17 protein-coding genes are annotated in these 18,166 nt (G+C 71.9%); 3 read left to right on the forward strand and 14 right to left on the reverse strand.

Translation table 11 applies throughout. The annotated features are described in order from the left end of the window. Positions 1–4 precede the first annotated feature (4 nt). The 8 genes from deoC to R8Z57_RS10355 all read right to left on the reverse strand — a co-directional run bounded on the left by deoC (position 5) and on the right by R8Z57_RS10355 (position 6,535). Entirely contained in the window at positions 5–1,012 is a 1,008-nt protein-coding gene (gene deoC / locus R8Z57_RS10320; RefSeq protein WP_318353682.1) for a deoxyribose-phosphate aldolase, read from the reverse strand. 55 nt (positions 1,013–1,067) lie between these two features. After that, on the reverse strand, positions 1,068–2,012 hold the full coding sequence (locus tag R8Z57_RS10325) for a sugar-binding transcriptional regulator (protein WP_318353683.1): 945 nt from the start codon (positions 2,010–2,012) through the stop codon (positions 1,068–1,070). Between the two features lie 155 nt (positions 2,013–2,167). Then, positions 2,168–3,139, reverse strand: coding sequence for a bifunctional riboflavin kinase/FAD synthetase (locus R8Z57_RS10330; RefSeq protein ID WP_318353684.1), 972 nt, complete (start codon positions 3,137–3,139; stop codon positions 2,168–2,170). Continuing rightward, a complete protein-coding gene (locus tag R8Z57_RS10335) occupies positions 3,136–3,579 on the reverse strand; it encodes a hypothetical protein (RefSeq protein ID WP_318353685.1) in 444 nt (147 codons plus the stop codon). The genes R8Z57_RS10330 and R8Z57_RS10335 overlap by 4 nt, the downstream gene beginning before the upstream one ends. A gap of 21 nt (positions 3,580–3,600) precedes the next feature. After that, entirely contained in the window at positions 3,601–3,969 is a 369-nt protein-coding gene (locus R8Z57_RS10340; RefSeq protein ID WP_318353686.1) for a hypothetical protein, read from the reverse strand. Then, positions 3,966–4,892: a tRNA pseudouridine(55) synthase TruB gene (truB, locus tag R8Z57_RS10345; protein WP_318353687.1), complete on the reverse strand. Its 927-nt coding sequence runs from the start codon at positions 4,890–4,892 to the stop codon at positions 3,966–3,968. The genes R8Z57_RS10340 and truB overlap by 4 nt, the downstream gene beginning before the upstream one ends. Further along, positions 4,892–5,572, reverse strand: a complete 681-nt coding sequence (locus R8Z57_RS10350) for a uridine kinase (RefSeq protein WP_318353688.1) — start codon at positions 5,570–5,572, stop codon at positions 4,892–4,894. The genes truB and R8Z57_RS10350 overlap by 1 nt, the downstream gene beginning before the upstream one ends. A gap of 174 nt (positions 5,573–5,746) precedes the next feature. Then, complete coding sequence (locus R8Z57_RS10355) at positions 5,747–6,535, reverse strand: endonuclease domain-containing protein (protein WP_318353689.1); 789 nt, start codon at positions 6,533–6,535, stop codon at positions 5,747–5,749. Positions 6,536–6,799: 264 nt separating this feature from the next. Between R8Z57_RS10355 and R8Z57_RS10360 the strand changes: the two genes are divergently transcribed. Further along, positions 6,800–7,666 carry an A/G-specific adenine glycosylase gene (locus R8Z57_RS10360; RefSeq protein WP_318353690.1) on the forward strand — a complete coding sequence of 289 codons (867 nt, stop codon included), beginning with the start codon at positions 6,800–6,802 and terminating at the stop codon, positions 7,664–7,666. 63 nt (positions 7,667–7,729) lie between these two features. On the opposite strand, the gene rbfA is transcribed toward R8Z57_RS10360, so the two are convergent. The 5 genes from rbfA to R8Z57_RS10385 form a co-directional block, all read right to left on the reverse strand. Continuing rightward, positions 7,730–8,164: a 30S ribosome-binding factor RbfA gene (gene rbfA / locus R8Z57_RS10365; protein ID WP_318353691.1), complete on the reverse strand. Its 435-nt coding sequence runs from the start codon at positions 8,162–8,164 to the stop codon at positions 7,730–7,732. Between the two features lie 65 nt (positions 8,165–8,229). After that, positions 8,230–11,043: a translation initiation factor IF-2 gene (infB, locus tag R8Z57_RS10370; protein WP_318353692.1), complete on the reverse strand. Its 2,814-nt coding sequence runs from the start codon at positions 11,041–11,043 to the stop codon at positions 8,230–8,232. A gap of 92 nt (positions 11,044–11,135) precedes the next feature. Beyond that, positions 11,136–11,387: a YlxR family protein gene (locus R8Z57_RS10375; protein ID WP_318353693.1), complete on the reverse strand. Its 252-nt coding sequence runs from the start codon at positions 11,385–11,387 to the stop codon at positions 11,136–11,138. Positions 11,388–11,454: 67 nt separating this feature from the next. After that, a complete protein-coding gene (gene nusA, locus R8Z57_RS10380; protein WP_318353694.1) occupies positions 11,455–12,444 on the reverse strand; it encodes a transcription termination factor NusA in 990 nt (329 codons plus the stop codon). A gap of 113 nt (positions 12,445–12,557) precedes the next feature. Further along, positions 12,558–14,453 carry a lipase family protein gene (locus tag R8Z57_RS10385; protein WP_318353695.1) on the reverse strand — a complete coding sequence of 632 codons (1,896 nt, stop codon included), beginning with the start codon at positions 14,451–14,453 and terminating at the stop codon, positions 12,558–12,560. A gap of 149 nt (positions 14,454–14,602) precedes the next feature. Between R8Z57_RS10385 and R8Z57_RS10390 the strand changes: the two genes are divergently transcribed. Continuing rightward, positions 14,603–15,421 (forward strand): DUF1206 domain-containing protein, encoded by an 819-nt coding sequence (locus tag R8Z57_RS10390; RefSeq protein WP_318353696.1) that lies wholly within the window; start codon positions 14,603–14,605, stop codon positions 15,419–15,421. An 83-nt stretch (positions 15,422–15,504) separates the two neighbouring features. After that, complete coding sequence (locus R8Z57_RS10395) at positions 15,505–16,026, forward strand: pyridoxamine 5'-phosphate oxidase family protein (RefSeq protein WP_318353697.1); 522 nt, start codon at positions 15,505–15,507, stop codon at positions 16,024–16,026. Between the two features lie 51 nt (positions 16,027–16,077). Here R8Z57_RS10395 and R8Z57_RS10400 read toward each other — a convergent pair whose 3' ends face one another. Continuing rightward, the gene (locus tag R8Z57_RS10400; RefSeq protein WP_318353698.1) at positions 16,078–18,144 is read right to left on the reverse strand and encodes a PhoX family phosphatase; all 2,067 of its coding nucleotides are present in this window, start codon (positions 18,142–18,144) and stop codon (positions 16,078–16,080) included. Positions 18,145–18,166 lie beyond the last annotated feature (22 nt).

The raw sequence follows: 18,166 nt of genomic DNA on the forward strand, positions 1-18,166 counted from the left end.
GATCTCAGTCGATGGTCACGTAGTCGGCGCCGGAGTAGTGCCCCGACGAGAGCTTCTGGCGCTGCAGCAGCACGTCGTTCAAGAGGCTCGACGCGCCGTAGCGGAAGAGGTGCGGCTGCAGCCACTCCTCGCCCACGGTCTCGGCGACGGTCACGAGGTACTTGATCGCGTCCTTCGAGGTGCGGATGCCGCCGGCCGGCTTCACGCCGACCTTCTCGCCGGTGGCGCGGTGCCAGTCGCGCACCACCTCGAGCATGAGCAGCGTCGTCGGCAGCGTGGCCGCAGGCTGCACCTTTCCGGTGGAGGTCTTGATGAAGTCGCCGCCGGCGAGGATCGACAGCCACGATGCGCGCTTGATGTTGTCGTAGGTGTTGAGCTCGCCCGTCTCGAGGATCACCTTGAGCGAGGCGTAGGTGCCGTCCTCGCGGCGGCACGCCTGCTTGACGCGGGCGATCTGGTCGAAGACGAGCCCGTAGCGTCCGGCGAGGAACGCGCCCCGGTCGATCACCATGTCGATCTCGTCGGCGCCGTGGGCGACGGCGTCGGCGGTGTCGGCGAGCTTGATCTCGAGCGACGCGCGGCCGCTCGGGAAGGCGGTGGCCACCGCAGCGACGCTCACTCCGCCGTCGTCCGGATCGCCGTGGGCCGACCCGAGCGCCTCGACGGCGTAGGGCACCATGTCGCCGTACACGCAGACCGCCGCCACGCGCGGCGTCGTCGGGTCGGAGGCATCCGGATTCAGCGCCTTGGCGACCAGCGAGCGCACCTTGCCGGGCGTGTCGGCCCCCTCGAGAGTGGTCAGGTCGATGAGCTGGATGATCTTGTCGAGCGCCCACGCCTTCGAGGTGGTCTTGATCGACCGCGTGCCGAGGCCGGCGGCGCGCTGCTCGAGGCCGACGGCGTCGACGCCGGGCAGGCCGTGCAGGTAGCGCCGGAGGGTCGTGTCGTCGGGCTGCCCGCCGAGCAGCTCGACGGCGCGCTCCGGGAGCGTGACGATGGAGGAGCCTGACATGTCATGACCGCTTTCTGTGAGGGTTCGTGAGGGGACGGATGCCGCGGCCCGCGGCTCAGCCGTCGAGCAGGTGGTGGGCGGTGGACTCGTCGGTGACGAGGACGGTGCACAGGCCCGATCCGACGACCGCTGCGGCGACGGCGCGCTTGGCCTCGCCCGCGATCGCGGCGATCGCGACGTCGGCACGGCGCAGCTCGTCGAGCGACAGGCCGACGGTGCGGGCGTCGAGCTCGCGGTCGACGATGCGGCCGTCGGCGTCGATGTAGCGGCCGAGCACGTCGCCCACGGCGCCGGAGGCGACGAGGCGGTCGATGTCGGCCGGCGACAGGTAGCCGCTGTCGACGTGGACCGAGCGGTGATCGGCGGCGCCGGCGCTGAAGAGGTACGCGTCGGCCGAACGCGCGGCGCCCAGCACGCGCGCGACGACCCGGTCGGCCTCGATCGCCTCCTTGGTGGCGCGCTGCTCGAGGATCGCGGGGCTCGGCAGCAGCGCCGCGGCGCCACCGCCCTTCTGCGCGATGCTCACCGCGGTGGCGGCGGCGGTGCCCGGGCGCTGGCTCATGCTGACGCCGCCGTTGATCTGCACGACGTCGGTGGCTGTCGACCAGCCGTCGCGCAGATGGTGCGCGACGTCGGCGAGCGTGCGCCCCCAGCTGAGCCCGAGCACGCGGGGCCGGGGATGGAGCGTCGCGAGGTAGTCCGCCGCGGCCTGGGCGACGCGCTGCTGCAGCTCGTCCTCGTTGCGCACACCGGCACGGGAGACGACGACCGCGTCCGTCAGCTCACGCTCGTCGCGGAGGCGCCGCTCGAGCTGCGGGCGACGTGCGCGGGAGTGGAGGATCTCGATGCGGACGAAGCCCTCCTCCTTCGCCTGCGTGAGCAGGCGACCCACCTTCCAGCGGGTGATCTGGAGGCTGCGGCCGATCTCCTCCTGCGTGAGGTTCTCCTCGTAGTAGAGCTCGGCGGCCCGGATCGAGAGAAGTTCGTCGACGGCGTCCACGTTCCTCCCTTCGACGCTTCCAGGCTGACACACCCCCGGCGCCGGCGCCAACATCTGCACGAAGATTGCTCACATGAGCACGCGGCCTGGGCGCACGCATCCGCGGCCGGCCCTCAGGCCCGCAGCGGCAGCAGTGGCCGACGCCTATCGGCGGCTCAGGACAGCTCGCCCCGCACGCGCACGATGTCGTCGGTCATCTGCGCGATGAGCGGATCGATGCCGTCGAACGCCACCATGCCGCGGATCCGCGCCACGAACTCGATCTCGACGACGTGGTGATACAGGTCGAGATCGGTCTCGTCGAGCACGTACGCCTCGACCTGGCGCACCTCGACGTCGTCGAACGTGGGGTTCGTTCCCACGCTGATGGCCGCCGGGTAGCGCACGCTGCTGCGCGGTTCGGATGCCGCTTCCCCGGGCGCGCCCTCATCCACGAGCCAGCCGGCGTAGACGCCCTCGGCGGGCACGAAGCCCTCGAGGTCGGCGCCGAGGTTCGCCGTCGGGAATCCGAGCTCACGCCCGCGCTGGAGTCCGTGCACGACCTCCCCGCGCACCGCGTGGTGCCGGCCGAGCAGTCGCGTCGCCGCCGCCACGTCGCCCTGCTCGAGGACCTCCCGCACCCAGGTCGACGACACCCGCCGCCCGGCGTCGATCGCGCGCACATCGTCGACGACGTCGACCTCGAAGCCGAACTCGGGGCCGAGCTCACGGAGCAGGTCGGGGTTGCCCGCTCCCCCGCGGCCGAACCGGAAGTCCGAGCCCACCATCACGATCCGCACGCCCAGCGCTCCGACCAGCACGTGCTCGACGAACTCCCGCGCGCCGAGGTCGGCGAGCGCGCGGTCGAACGTGAGCATGAGCGTGGCATCCACGCCGGCGTCCGCGAGCAGGCGCAGCTTCTGGTCGACGCCGACGAGGCTGTCAGGGCAGATCTCCGGGCGCAGCAGCGCCAGCGGGTTGCGGTCGAACGTGACCGCCACGACCCGCGCGCCCGAGGCTGCGGCATCCACCCTCGCCCGATCGATGACCGCGCGATGACCGGAGTGCACGCCGTCGAACTTGCCGATCGCCACCACCGAGGGGCCGAAGCCGGCGGGCACCTCGCTCGGGTCGCGGAAGACGATCACGACGCCACCGCCGTGGGCGCGGGCGCCGGGGTGTCGGCGGTGGGCCGGTGGGTCGCGAGCCACCAGAGGCCGAGGAAGGGCAGCACGAGCGGCACGAACAGATAGCCCATGCCGAACCACGACCACACCGTCGGGTGGGCGAACAGCTCGGGCAGCACGAGACTCAGGGTGCCGATCACCAGGACGCCGACCAGCTCGAAGACGATGGCGACCCACGCCACGACGTACCAGCCGCGGCGTCCGGCGAACACCAGCGCGAGCGTGGCGACGATGTAGACCACGGCCGACAGCGCCGACAGCGTGTACGCGAGGGGTGCCTCGTCGAACCGCTCGACGATCTGCACGAAGGAGCGACCGGTGGCGCCGAGCGCCATGATCGCGTACACGATCACGAGCACGCGGCCGATGCCGGTCATGCGGGGGCGGGCGGAGGTCGACATAACCAGACGAGTTTAGTTCCGCTACGCGACCTGGATCGTCCAGATCACCTGCATGCGCCACACCATGACGGCGATCGACAGGGCGGCGATCCCCATGATGACGGTGCTCCAGCGGCTGCGCTCCAGCAGCGCCCAGGCGACGGCGGCGAACGGCAGCAGCACCGCCGACACCAGGTACACCCAGAACTCCAGCAGGCTCCCCGAGGGCGGGTTGCCGGCGAACGGCGCCACGATCGCGATCACGACCTGCACCAGCAGGAGCAGTTCGACCAGAGCCAGCGAGCCGACGGTCCAGTCGCTCGGGCGCCGGCCGGCGAGTCCGGCGATGACGCAGAACAGACCGGCGGCGACGGCGACGACGACCTGCGCGATCGTGAACCACAGGATCATCGGGACGCCTCCTCGGGCATGTTCATGGCGCTCTTGACGTCGTCGCCGCGGCGCTCGACGATGCCCACCAGCCGTCCGTCGGGATCGACGGCGGCGGTCGGGCTCTGGGCGAGGCGCGTCGCCGCGCCCCGCAGCCGCTTGCCGTGGCGCAGGTCGCGCGCCTCGTCGGCGGTCACGTCGAAGCGACCCAGGACGGCGGTTGCCGCAGCCGCCGGCTCGAGCAGCGGCGCGTCGGCGAGCGCGTCGACCGCGGCGGCCTCGGCGACGGCGAACGGCCCGATGCGCGTGCGGCGGAGCGCGGTCAGATGGCCGCCGACGCCCAGCGCCATCCCCAGATCGCGGGCGAGCGAGCGGATGTACGTCCCGCTCGAGCAGTCGACGACGACGTCGAGCTCGACGACTCCCCCGGTCGCCGCCGCGTCGGGTGCGGGCGCCGCGGCGGCCGGCAGCCGCCGCTCGGCGACGATGTCGAACCTCGAGACGGTGACCTCCCGCGCCTTCAGCTGCACGTCCTCCCCCGCCCGTGCGAGGTCGTAGGCCCGGCGCCCGTCGACCTTGATGGCCGAGTACGTGCTAGGCACCTGCGAGATGCGGCCGGTCAGCGCCCCGATGGCCTCGGCGATGGCGGACGAGGCGAGGGACGAGGCATCCGTCACCGCCACGACCGCGCCCTCGGCGTCGTCGGTGTCGGTCGCCACCCCGAGCCGGATGGTGGCCTCGTAGGTCTTGTCGAGTCCGACGACGAACGTCAGCAGGCGCGTGGCGCCCTCGACGCCGAGCACCAGCAGGCCGGTCGCCATCGGGTCGAGGGTGCCCGCGTGGCCGATCTTGCGCGTGCCGAGCGCGCGCCGCGCACGGGCGACGACGTCGTGCGAGGTGATGCCGCCCGGCTTGTCGACGAGCAGGAGTCCCGGTGCCGCCATCAGCTGCGCCCCACGATCCGCGGGTGGCCGAGATCGGTGTTGTCGACGATGAGGGATGCCTCTTCCCGCGGCCGCGCGTCGCTCAGGTAGAGCTCCTGTCCCTGCCGGTAGCGGGCGTTGGCGGGAGCGTCGGGATCGGGGTCGGAGCCGTCCCGCATGGCCATGCGCCCGAACGTGATGTCGAAGGGGACGTCGAGCCAGACCGACCAGTCCCAGAGATCGCGCAGCTCGCGGCGGTGGAGGAAGATGCCGTCGACGACGAGCACGGCGTCGATCGGCGCGGTGACCCACTGCGACTCCACGGGCGCGTCGCGCGCGACGTCGAACGCGGCGAGCTGGAATCCCGTCGTGCCGGCGGTCTGGGCGCCGTCGCGGAACGGGTCGAGCAGCACCCGCCGGAACGTGGCGTAGTCGTACGAGTCGCGGTAGAAACCCACGGCGTCGTGGCGGCCGCGCGCGTAGCGCTCGGCGCGGGGCCGGTGGAAGCCGTCGATGCTCGCCCGGAACACGGCGTCGCCGGTCTCTGCGAACACCTCGGCGAGCCCGTCGGCGAACACCGACTTGCCCGCTCCGTCGAGGCCGTCCACGGCCACGACGACCCGCCCCGCCGCGTAGCGCCGCCGGACGCGGTCCCGCAGCTCCCGCCACAGCGTCGTGGTCGGCGTGACGGGAAGGCGCATGCTCCCAGCCTACGGCGCGCGCAGCGCCCGGCCCGTCGCGGCGACCGGCGTCGTCTGGCCAGCAGATTCGAGGTCATCTGCACACGAGAGGAGTCTTGGGCACGAAGCGTCCTCGCGTGCGCAGATGGCCGCTGGTATGAAGAGCGGTGCTGGGCGGCCGCCGCGGCGCAGTCTTCACCGCGCCCGGTGGAGCCCCTGCGCCACCGCGCGGGTGATGAGATCCTGGACCTCCGGCCAGCGGTGCACGACCTGGCTGTAGCCCACACGGATCACGTGGTAGCCCATGAGCATGAGTCGCGCGTCGTGAGCGATGTCCTTCTCGCGTTGCGCGCCGACGTGCGTGCCGCCGTCGATCTGGAGCACCAACCGTTCTCCGATGAGAAAGTCCACCGGTCGGCCCGCGATCCAGATCTGGGAGCGTACCGGCAACCGCATCCATCTCAGCCGCGGCGGCACGAAGGACTCGAGCCCGGAATCGCGCCATGGCACGGCTTCGTCGATGAGCCGACGCGCAGCGGGCCCGAGTCGGAGACCCCGGAGGGTGTCGCGGTCGACCAGCGATCGGTTCAGTGCGGACTCCCACATGGCCAGCGCACGCTCATAGGGCTGGCAGCCGGCTGCGATCACCAGCACGTTCTCGATCGGGTCCTCCAGCGAATCGGGATGCCGCGGCACCGGCGGTCTCGCCCAGTGCACATGCGCGCTCCTCGCTCGCACCGCCCCGGAGTTGTGCGGCGCGGCCACGTGCGGGCCGCCCTCGTGGAGCACCCATAGGCCGAGCCGGTGCGCCTGCGTGACGCAGGTGAGGACGACGCCGTCCCTGGCAGCCGACACGAGGACGGGATCGGCATCGGGCGTCGCCACCCAGCCTTTCTTCACCCGCACGAGCTGGCCGTTCGTGACGGCGACCGCGATCGCATGCCGGGTCCATCCTTGGTCCAGCAGCGTCGCGGTGCGCGCCACAAGCCGCCGCAGGACCGGGCTTCCGGCATCCGCTGTCCATGTCATCGGGAAAGTCTTCCGCCGGTCGTTACCCGAAACCGCGGCGCGCACGCGATCCGAGGACAACCCGGACTCTGAGGCCCCTGGGGAGGAGGGGCGACCGCCTTCGCACCAGCGGACATCTGCGGAGCCGAGGATGGCCGCAGCCCTATCGTCCTCGCGTGCGCAGATGGCCGCTGATCCGCAGCGGGGAACACCGGCCGCGGGCCGCATAGGCTGGAGCGCGTGCCAGAACTCGCCGCGCCGCTCGTCGAGTGGTACCGGGAGAACGCGCGCGACCTGCCGTGGCGGCGGCCCGGGTTCGGCGCGTGGGGCGTGCTGGTCAGCGAGTTCATGCTGCAGCAGACGCCGGTGAACCGGGTCATCCCCCACCTGGAGGCGTGGCTGGAACGGTGGCCCACACCCGCCGACCTCGCGGCGGCGCCGCCGGCCGACGCGGTGCGGCAGTGGGCGAACCTGGGGTATCCGCGCCGGGCGCTGTGGCTGCACCGCGCCGCCGTCGAGATCCGCGATCGGCACGACGGCGTCGTCCCGCGCGACGTCGACGCGCTCCTCGCGCTGACGGGCATCGGCGACTACACGGCGCGCGCCGTGGCCGTCTTCGCGTACGGCGACCGCCACCCGGTGGTCGACACGAACACCCGGCGCGTGCTGGCGCGCGCGATCGACGGCCGATCGCAGCCCGGACCGCCGTCGCGGCGCGACCTCGAGGCGATGACGGCGATCCTCCCCGACGACGTCGAGACCGCGGCCGTCGTGAACGCCGCCGCGATGGAGCTCGGCGCCACGGTGTGCATCGCCCGCATCCCCCGCTGCGACGCCTGCCCCCTCCGAGACCGGTGCGCGTGGCGCGCGGCCGGGTATCCCGACACCGGCGACGAGCGCCGCAAGCAGGCGAAGTACGAGGGCAGCGATCGTCAAGTGCGCGGCGCAGTGCTCAAGACGCTGCGGGATGCCGCCTCCCACGCCGTGCCGCTGCTCGAGGTCGTCCCCGACTGGCCTGATCCGCAGCAGCGCGACCGCGCGATCGACTCGCTGATCGCAGACGGGCTGGCCGAGGCATCCGACGGTCTTCTGCGTCTGCCGGCATGACGGACGCACCGACGACGAACGCCGCGACCGGCGGACCGGTCGCGGCGTCGGGATCCTCGCGGATCAGTCTTCGTCGTCGAGCTCGCGCGGCTTGACGTACGGGTCGGCGTCGCCGGCGTAGGTCGCCGACGAGGCGAGCCCCGCCACTGCCTGGTCGCGCTCGCGGGCCTCGCGCAGCAGGTCCTCGATGTGACCGGCGTTCTCGGGGATCGCGTCGAGGATGAACTCCAGCGACGGCGTGAGCCGCACGTTGAGCTGCTTGCCCACCTCCGAGCGCAGCATGCCGGTGGCCGCCTTCAGCGCCTGGGCCGACCCCTCACGTTCCTCGGCGGAGCCGAGCACCGTGTAGAACACGGAGGCGTGCTGCAGGTCACCGGTCACGCGGACGTCGGTGATCGTCACGAATCCGAGCCGCGGGTCGCGCAGCCCCTTCTCGAGCCGTTCCGCGAGGATCACGCGGATGCGGTCACCGAGGCGTGCCTGACGTTCGGATGCCATGATGTTGCTCCTTTCGAAGCGTGAGGGACGCCCTGGCTGGCAGGACGCCCCTCACGTGCGCGACCTTACGCGCGGGGCTTCTCGACCATCTCGGTGGTCTCGATCTCGTCGCCCACCTGGATGTCGTTGTACTTGCCGAGGCCGATACCGCACTCGAAGTCCGTGCGGACCTCGGTGACGTCGTCCTTGAAGCGACGCAGCGACTCGATGGCCAGGCCGTCGGCGATGACCACGCCGTCGCGGATGACGCGCGCCTTGGCGTTGCGCGTGATCGTGCCCGACCGGACGATGACACCGGCGATGTTGCCGAACTTCGAGGAGCGGAACACCTCGCGGATCTCGGCGACACCCGACTGGACCTCTTCGAACTCCGGCTTGAGCAGGCCCTTGAGCGACTGCTCGACGTCGTCGATCGCGTTGTAGATGACCGAGTAGAACCGGACGTCCACACCCTCGCGGGCGGCGCGCTCGCGCGCCTTCGTGTCGGGACGGACGTTGAAGCCGATGACGATCGCGTTGTCGATCGTCGCCAGGTTGATGTCGGACTCGGTGATCGCGCCGACGCCGCGGTGGATGATCCGCAGCTGGACGGAGTCGTCGACCTCGATCTTGAGGAGCGACTCCTCGAGCGCCTCGACGGCACCCGACACGTCGCCCTTGATGATGAGGTTGAGCGACTCGACCTTGCCCTCTTCGAGAGCGCGGGTGAAGTCCTCGAGCGAGATGCGCTTGCGGGCCTTGGCCAGCTGAGCGTTGCGCTCGACCGCTTCACGCTTCTCAGCGATCTGGCGGGCCATGCGGTCCTCTTCGGTGACGATGAACACGTCGCCGGCACGCGGCACGCTGTTCAGACCCTGCACCTGCACCGGACGCGACGGGTAGGCCTCTTCGACCGCGTCGCCGTTCTCGTCGATCATGGCGCGGACACGGCCGTAGGCGGTGCCGGCCACGATGGCGTCGCCGACCCGGAGCGTTCCGGACTGGATGAGCACCGTGGCGACCGAACCGCGGCCCTTGTCAAGCTTCGCCTCGATCGCGACACCGCGTGCCGCCTTGTTCGGGTTGGCCGTGAGGTCGAGACCGGCGTCCGCGGTCAGCAGGACCGCATCCAGGAGCTCCTGGATGTTGGTGCCCTGGCGCGCCGACACGTCGACGAACATGACGTCGCCGCCGTACTCCTCGGCGACCAGACCGTACTCGGTGAGCTGCTGGCGCACCTTGGCCGGGTTGGCTTCGGGCTTGTCGACCTTGTTCACCGCGACCACGATCGGCACATTCGCCGCCTGGGCGTGGTTCAGCGCCTCCACCGTCTGCGGCATGATGCCGTCGTCGGCGGCGACCACGAGGATCGCGAGGTCGGTCACCTGCGCACCGCGGGCACGCATGGCGGTGAACGCCTCGTGACCCGGGGTGTCGATGAAGGTGATCGCACGCTCGATGCCCTCGTGCTCGGTCCAGACCTGGTACGCACCGATGTGCTGCGTGATGCCGCCGGCCTCGCCCGCGACCACGTTGGTCTGGCGGATGGCGTCGAGCAGTCGCGTCTTACCGTGGTCGACGTGACCCATGACGGTCACGACCGGAGGCCGGATCTCGAGGTCGTCCTCGCTCTCCGCCTCCAGCTCGGCCTCGAGGTCGAGACCGAAGCCCTCGAGGAGCTCCTTGTCCTCGTCCTCGGGCGAGACCATCTGGATCTTGTAACCGAGCTCCTCGCCGAGGATCTCGAAGGTCGCCTCATCGAGCGACTCGGTGGCCGTGGCCATCTCGCCGAGGTTGAAGAGGATCGTCACCAGGGTGCCGGGCTGCACGGTGTACCCGCGCAGGGCCTCGAGCTTGTCGGCGAAGTCGGCGATCGACGCGCCACGGCGCAGCCGGATGACCTCGCCGTTGCCCTTCGAGACGTTGACGCCGCCGACGACCGGCGCCGACCGCATCTCGAACTCCTGCCGCTTCGCGCGACGCGACTTGCGCTGCTTCGACTTGCCGCCGCCCTTGCCGAAGGCACCTGCGGTGCCGCCGCCGGGCCCACGGCCACGGCCGCCGCCACCGCCGGGACGACCGGCGAAGCCGCCGGGCGCGCCCGCACCGGGTGCACCGGGACGCTGGAAGCCGCCACCGCCGCCGCCGGGACGACCGGGGCCGCCGGGACGCTGCTGGAACGGCGCACCGGGACGACCGCCGCCGCCGGGACGACCCGCACCACCCGGGCGCGGGGCGCCGGGACGCGGGGCGCCGGGGCGCGGAGCCTGCGGGCGCGGGATGTTGCCGGGGCTCGGGCGCTGACCCATGCCCTGCGCCGAGGCGAACGGGTTGTTGCCCGGACGCGGTCCGGCGGGACGCTGGCCCATGCCCTGCGAGGACGCGAAGGGGTTGTTGCCGGGGCGCGGCGTGCCGCCCGGACGCGGCGGCTGCGGCGTCGCGGCGGCGGGGCCGGGCTTGGGCGCACCGGGGGCGGCCGGAGCACCGGGCGCAGCCGGAGCGGCCGGCGCCTTGGCCGCGGGTGCCGCCGGAGCGGCGGGGGCCGGAGCCGCCGGAGCCTTGGCAGCCGGAGCGGCAGGTGCCGCGGAAGCGGGCGCCGCCGGAGCCGCCGGAGCGGCAGGACGCGCCGGACCGGGCTTGGCAGCGGGGCCGGGCTTGACGGCCGAGGCACCGGGCTTCGGCGCGGCGGCTGCGGGCTTCGCCGCGGCCGGCGCCGGGGCGCCGGACGCGCTCGCGCCGTCAGCCTCGAGGGCGGCGCGGAGCTTGCGCGCCACCGGGGGTTCGATGGTGGACGAGGGGCTCTTGACGTATTCGCCGAGGGCCTTCAGCTTCTCGAGCGCGACCTTGCTGTCGACGCCGAGCTCCGAGGCGATCTCGTGGACGCGTGGTTTTCCAGCCACAATTCTCCTGTCTGGGGCCTACCCCGGACAGGGCAGACCGTTAGTCGCGGACGGGTCTCATTTCGAGCCGTTCACTTTGTTTCCATAGCCGTTCAGCCTTTTCGCTGGATGTGCTTTTCGATGGTCTGCGTGTCAAGCGGGCCTGACACACGCAATGCCCGCACGAAGGCACGGCGCCGGATGGCGGTATCCATGCACTCGGGGGTCCGATGCACCCACGCACCCCTTCCGGGCATCGACGCGCGCTCGTCAGCGACGAGGACGGAATCGATGGAGACCACCCTGAGGAGGGCGGACCGGGGAGCACGCGTGCGGCATCCGACGCACGTTCGTACAGGTTCCATGTTATCACCGGGGCGATGGGCCCCGGACCCCCTCTCGACACCGACGGGCTGGGAACCGGCCCCGGGGTCAGCCCTCTTCAAGAATGCTGTCGGGCTGGATGTCGATCTTCGCGCCGGTGAGCTTGGCGGCGAGGCGCGCGTTCTGGCCCTCCTTGCCGATGGCCAGCGACAGCTGGTAGTCGGGCACGAGGGCGCGCACGGCCTTGTTCGAGGCATCCAGCACGAAGCTCGACGTCACCTTCGCCGGCGACAGCGCGTTCGCGACGAACTTCGCGAGCTCGGGGTCGTAGTCGACGATGTCGATCTTCTCGCCGCCGAGCTCCTCGGTGACGGCGCGGACCCGCCGGCCGAGCTCGCCGATGCAGGCGCCCTTGGCGTTGATCGACGGGTCGTTGGCCTTCACCGCGATCTTCGTGCGGTGACCCGCCTCGCGGGCGAGCGAGACGATCTCGACGAGGCCAGCCGGGATCTCCGGCACCTCGAGCGCGAACAGCTTGCGCACCAGACCGGGATGGGTGCGCGAGACGGTGATCTGCGGCCCCTTGGTGCCCTTGGCGACCGAGGTCACATACACGCGCAGGCGCGCGCCGTGCGCGTAGTCCTCGCCGGGCACCTGCTCCTCGGGCGGCAGGATCGCCTCGACGGTGCCCAGGTCGACGTGCACCATGCGCGGGTTCGGGCCCTGCTGCACGACACCGGCGACGATGTCGCCCTCCTTGCCGCGGAACTCGCCCAGGACGGCGTCGTCGGCGATGTCGCGCAGGCGCTGGCTGATGACCTGCTTGGCGGCGAAGGCGGCGATGCGGCCGAAGTCCTCGGGCGTCGACTCCTCTTCGCCGACGACGGCGCCCTCGTCATCGAGCAGCGGGATGAACACCGCCACGTGACCGGTCTTGCGGTCGAGCACCGCGCGCGCCCCCTCGGGCAGCTCGCCGGTCGGCGAGGTGTGCTTGGCGTACGCCGTCAGGATCGCCTGTTCGATGATCCGCACGAGCTCGTCGAAGGGGATCTCCTTCTCGCGCTCGACAGTCCGCAGCAGTCCGAGATCGATGTCCACAGTGGCCTCCGTATTCAGCTCTCACCGGCGCGTCGCTGCGCGCCGGAACCCTCCAACATTACCGGATGCCGCGTCCCGCGCTGCTGGGAGTCCGGTGCGCGACCGCCTCGGCCTCAGCCGCCGCAGTCGTCGACGTGGGTGTCGGCCCGGCGCAGCCGTGCGTCCGTCCAGTCGAGGAGCACCGGCACGAAGTGGGAGCCGGGCAGGAGCGTCTGCAGGTGGTCGTAGCCGCGGTACTCGAGGCTGCGAACCTGCTGGCCCTGCGCGCACAGCCGGTCGACGAACTGCTGCTGCAGGTGCGGCGGGATGACCTCGTCCTCGTCGCCCCAGGCGACGAGGAGCGGCTGCTGCCACGGGCCGCGCGGGGTGTTGTCGTCGAGCCGGCGGCCGAGGGGCCCGGCGGTAAGGTCGCCGACGTAGAGCGGGCGGTCCTCCGACACGCCCAGCGCGGTCGCGACCGACACGACCACCCCGGGCTCGGACGGGCAGCGCTGCGTCATCTCGCGCACGATCGCCTGCGAGCCGGGCGCGATGTAGCGCGTGAGGTCGACGTCGTCGTACGTGTCGGCGTACGGCACCAGCACCCACGAGATGAGGATCGACAGCAGCGCGTTGGCCTCGCCGCTCGTGAGCTCCTCGGCGAGTTCGACCGGCTCGGCGGCCGGTGCGAGCACCGCCGTGCCGCGCACGTCGATCTCGGGCGCGTACTGGTCGGCGATCTGCGACGTCCACAGGGCGGCGTGGCCGCCCTGCGAGTGGCCCCAGACCACCGTGCGGCTCGACAGCTTGAGCCCCTCGAGCTCGTGGGCCGCCCGCACTGCGTCGAGCGACGACCGTGCCTCGCCCGGGCCGATCAGATAGGGGAAGACCCCGGGGGCTCCCTGCCCGGTGTAGTCCGACGCCACGACCACCCACCCGCGGGCGACGGCCTCGTCGAGCCCGGGGATCGCCCACTTCGTGGCGGACGCGTCGCGCAGGCTGGGCGCGCAGCCACGCGCGACCCCGGTCGTGCCGTGATTCCACGAGACGACCGGCCGCGGTCCGGGCGGAGGATCCTGCGGCACCACGACGAGCGCACTGGCCACCGCCGGCTGGCCGACGGCGTCACGTGTGGTGTACAGGATCCGGTGGAGGTCGGCGCCGGGCGGCTGCTGACCGGCGAAGTCGTCCACGCGGATCAGGCGCCCGTGCTCGTACGGCACGACGGCGGGGGGATCGTAGAACGCGTCGACGGTCTGCGCGCCGTCCTGGATCCACGCGTTGGCCCACCAGCCTCCGATCGCCAGGGCGATGAGCACGGCCGACAGCGCGTACCGCCCCGCGGCGAGCAGCGCACGCCGCGCCGGGCCCTGGGGCGACCGAGCCGGGCGGGTCGAGGCGGCGGAGGACGCGGCATCCGTCCGCTGCTCGTCGTCCGTGCCGTGCGCGACCGCCGGCACGGATCGCCGCCCCTCGACGAACGCCCGCACGGCGCGCACCAGCAGCGTGGCGCCGAACACCGTCGTGCGCACGCCGAAGACCACCGCGACCACGAGGACGGTCACGTCGGGCCAGGCGAACGACAGGATGCCGAAGACGATCTGCGCGCCCGCCCACACCGCGGCGAGCACCCGTTCGCTCACGCTGCCGCCGGCGATCGCGTCGTAGATCGACGCGAGGCCGCCCAGGAGCAGCAGGACCGCGATGATCTGGGGCAGCAGCTCGAGCGTGCGGCCGAGTCCGAGCAGGACCGCGAGCCCGAGGCCGATCCAGATCGCACCGAAGCCCACGCGCGACCATCTCGGCGACTCCGGCGCGGCGAACATGCGCGCGAGCCCGGAGAGGATCGCGCTGAGGCCGACGTAGACGGTGAGGAGCAGCAGCGAGGTGAGCGGACGCGTGACGATCAGCAAGCCCACGAGCAGCGCGAGGGCGCCCACGACCACGAGCACGGCCGGCGGGGCGCCGCGCACCAGCTGCGGGACGACGCTCCAGCCGGACGCCGGCGGTCGACGTCCCTCGCGGATCATCCGCCCCATGATAGGTGCCGACGCCGTGGCCGCGCCGTGGGCGCGACCCGCCTCGACGACGCCGGGCGCCTGCGGAACGGCGGGTGGCAGCGCGTGCGCTGCGCGTCAACCCCCTGCGCCCCGCCGGCGCGGGGCCTAGCGTGAGGGAGGTGAAGACGAGCGCCAAGCACCTCGCCCGCGAGGCGGAGTCGAGCACCGTCTTCGAGACGGTGGCGCGGGCAGGCTACGTCGCGAACGGCATCGTGCACGCGCTCATCGGCATCATCGTGCTCGTCGTCGCGTCCGGCGGCGACGGCGAGGGCGACCAGGCGGGGGCCATGAAGGCGGTCGCGGGCGCCCCGGCCGGGTTCATCGTGCTGTGGCTCATCGCGATCGGACTCGGCGCGCTCGGCGTGTGGCACGCCGTGGAGAGCATCCTCGCCCGCGATCTCTCCGGCGACGCGAAGGGGGCTGCGCGCAAGTGGGGGCGCCGCCTCGCCGAGTGGGGGCAGGCGCTCGTCTTCCTCGCACTCGGGGCCATCGCGGCCGCCGTCGCGATGGGCGCCCGGCCCGATGCGGAAGAGACCACCGAGGACGCCAGCCACGGCCTGCTGCAGGTCCCCGGCGGACCGATCCTGCTCACCGCCATCGGCCTGGGGATCGCGATCGGCGGCGTCTCTTTCATCGTCATGGGAGCGCGACGCAGCTTCCGCAAGCGCCTGCGCATCCCTGAGGGGCGCCTCGGCCGCGGCGTGACGGTGCTCGGGATCATCGGCTTCGTGGCCAAGGGGGTCGCGCTCGCGATCGTGGGCGTCCTGCTCGTCATCGCGGGGGTGGCCACCGATGCCGAGACCGCCGGCGGGCTGGACGGTGCCGTGGACGCCCTGCTCGACCTCGCCCTGGGTCCCGCCCTCGCCTGGCTCGTGGGCCTCGGGCTGATCGCGTACGGGGCGTTCACCGTCGCCCGCGCGCGCTTCGCCCGCATGTGAGCGCGCCCGTTCCGGGGTAGGACGCGGCATCCGCGGTGTCAAGAGGCTGGCCGTCGGCGACCAGGCGCGGCGAGGCTGTCGGGATGACGCACACAGAGGAAGATCTCGTCACCGGTCCCGAGGCGATCGCCCGCGTGAAGGAGCTCGTGGAAGACATCGACTTCACGATGCTGACGACGCGCGATCCTGCGGGCAATCTCGTGAGCCGTCCCATGAGCACGCGGCAGATGGATGACGCCGGCGACATCTGGTTCTTCACGCTCGCCGGCACCGCCAAGGTCGCCGAGTCGCAGGCCGATCCGCAGCACGACGTGGGCCTGTCGTACCTCGACGCCAAGGGCCACCGGTACGTCTCGGTGGCCGGGCGTGCCGAGGTCGTCCGCGACGACGCGAAGATGAAGGAGCTCTACTCCCCCGACCTCGACATCTGGTTCGAGGACGGGCTCGACACCCCCGGCATCGTGCTGCTGCGCGTCACTCCCGTCGAGTGCGAGTTCTGGGAGCCCAAGCACGGCAAGATCGTCGCCGCCGCGGGCATGCTGAAGGCGCTCGTCACCAAGGACACGCCCGACGACATGATGTCGCACGGCCGGGTGAGCTGCTGACGAACGGATGCCGCGCCGCCGGGTCGGCGGCGCGGCATCGGTCGGGTCGGATCAGGCGCGGTAGACCTGCACCACCGACGGACGCGGCGTGCGCGGCGCGTCGCCGGGCTGGGAGCGGCCGTAGTCGGGGAAGAGCGACGTCGGCGCGGCGAACGAGCCCCCCTCGCCGGGGTGCTGCACCGCCACGAACACCATCCCCTCGCGGTCGTGGATCACCGGGCCGCACGTCTCGGCCTCGCGCGGCACGGCGAGGAACTGCTGCACGTGCCCGCGCTCGGCGCCCTCCAGCGGCACGAGGAACAGGCCGTCGTTGTAGCCGATCGTGCTGGGCGCACCGTCGGTCGAGACCCACAGGTTGCCGGCCGAGTCGAACGCGACGTTGTCGGGGCAGGAGATCGGCGACACCAGTTCCCTCGGGAAGCCGGCGAAGTAGGAGTTCGCGAAGACGGCGGGGTCGCCGCACAGGAGCAGGATGCTCCACCCGAACGTCGTGCCGGCCTGCCCGGCGGTCTCGGTCATCTCGATGACGTGGCCGTAGCGGTTGCCGGTGACGGGGTTCGCCTCGTCGAGCGCGGAGCGCGCGGAGTTGTTGGTGAGCGCCAGGTACACCTTGCCGGTCTTCGGACTCGGCTCGACGTCCTCGGGGCGGTCCATCTTCGTCGCGCCCACGGCATCCGCTGCCAGGCGCGTGTAGACGAGCACCTGCTCGGTCGTGAAGCCGGGGACGACGCTCTGCCCGTTCTGCGTCAGCGGGATCCAGGTGCCCGAGCCGTCGAAGAGCCCGTCGCTGGGCAGCACCCCGGTGCCGGTGATCTCGCCGGCGGGCGAGTTGCCCGCGAACTTCGCGACGTAGAGGTCGCCCTCGCTGAGCAGGTCGAGGTTCTTCTTGCGCGAGCCGGAGATCTTGTTCTTCGACACGAACTTGTAGAGATAGTCGTTGCGCTCGTCGTCGCCCATGTACGCCACGACGCGGCCGTCCTCGGCGACGATGACGTTCGCGCCCTCGTGCTTGAACCGGCCCATCGCGGTGTGCTTGCGCGGCATGGAGTTCGGGTCCTGCGGGTCGATCTCGACGATGTAGCCGAACCGGTTGGGCTCGTTGACGTAGGCCGGGTCGTGCGCGTTGAAGCGCGGGTCGTAGGTGTCCCAGCCGGTCTCCGTCGAGCGCGATGCGCTGGACTGGTAGCGCTTCTGCTCCGGGGTGTCGGCCGCCCACGCGAAGTAGCCGTTGAAGTTCTCCTCGCCCGAGAGGATCGTCCCCCAGGGCGTCGTGCCGCCGGCGCAGTTGCCGAGCGTGCCATGGACCCAGCGGCCCTCGGGGTCGGCGGCGGTCTTCACGAGGTCGCTGCCGGCTGCCGGGCCGGTGAGCTCGAAGACGGTCTCCACCGTGATGCGGCGGTTGCGCGTGCCGTCGACGACGTACGACCACGGCTGGCCGGTGCGGCGTCGGGTGATCTCCACGATCGAGAGACCCTGTGCCGCCTTGAAGATGTCGCCGCGACGCTGCCGCTCGGCCGCGTCGGCCGGGTCGGCCTGGGGCGGGAACATGATGCCCGGGTTGCAGTACTCGTGGTTGTTCACCAGCACGCCGGTCTTGCCGCTGGGGTCGGGGAGGATGTCGAGGTAGTCGCTGTTGTAGCCGAACTGCAGCGCCTGCGCGGCGGGCGTCTGCGCGTTCACGTCGAAGACCGGCGCGTTCGAGAACAGCGGGTCGCCCCACCGGATGATCGGCTGCCAGGTGTAGCCCGAGGGGACGACGAAGTCGTCGACGAACCGGTTCACGGGCGCGATCGGGTCGAACGGCAGGCTGCCGTTCACCGGGCGGGCGAACGCCGCCCCCGCTCCCCCGACGCCCGCCGAGCCGGGGCCCGACAGCGGCGTCTGGCCGCGCAGCCCGCCGACGGCGATGGCGACGGCGCCGGCCGCACCGAGGCCGAGCAGCGCGCGACGCGAGAGCGCCGCCGAGGCCACCTCCTGGAACGTCTCGTTCTGCGACGAGTTGCACTCGGGTGACATGCAGGCGTTCGCGCACTTGTACTGGCACGTCACGGCCAGGCGCTTGCCGCGGGCGTGGTCTGCCAGCGGAAGCGAACGGCGGAATCCTTCGACGATGCTCACGATCGTCCTCTCTGCCTGACGG

This window comes from Microbacterium sp. M3 (assembly GCF_033548675.1).
Classification (GTDB): domain Bacteria; phylum Actinomycetota; class Actinomycetes; order Actinomycetales; family Microbacteriaceae; genus Microbacterium; species Microbacterium arthrosphaerae.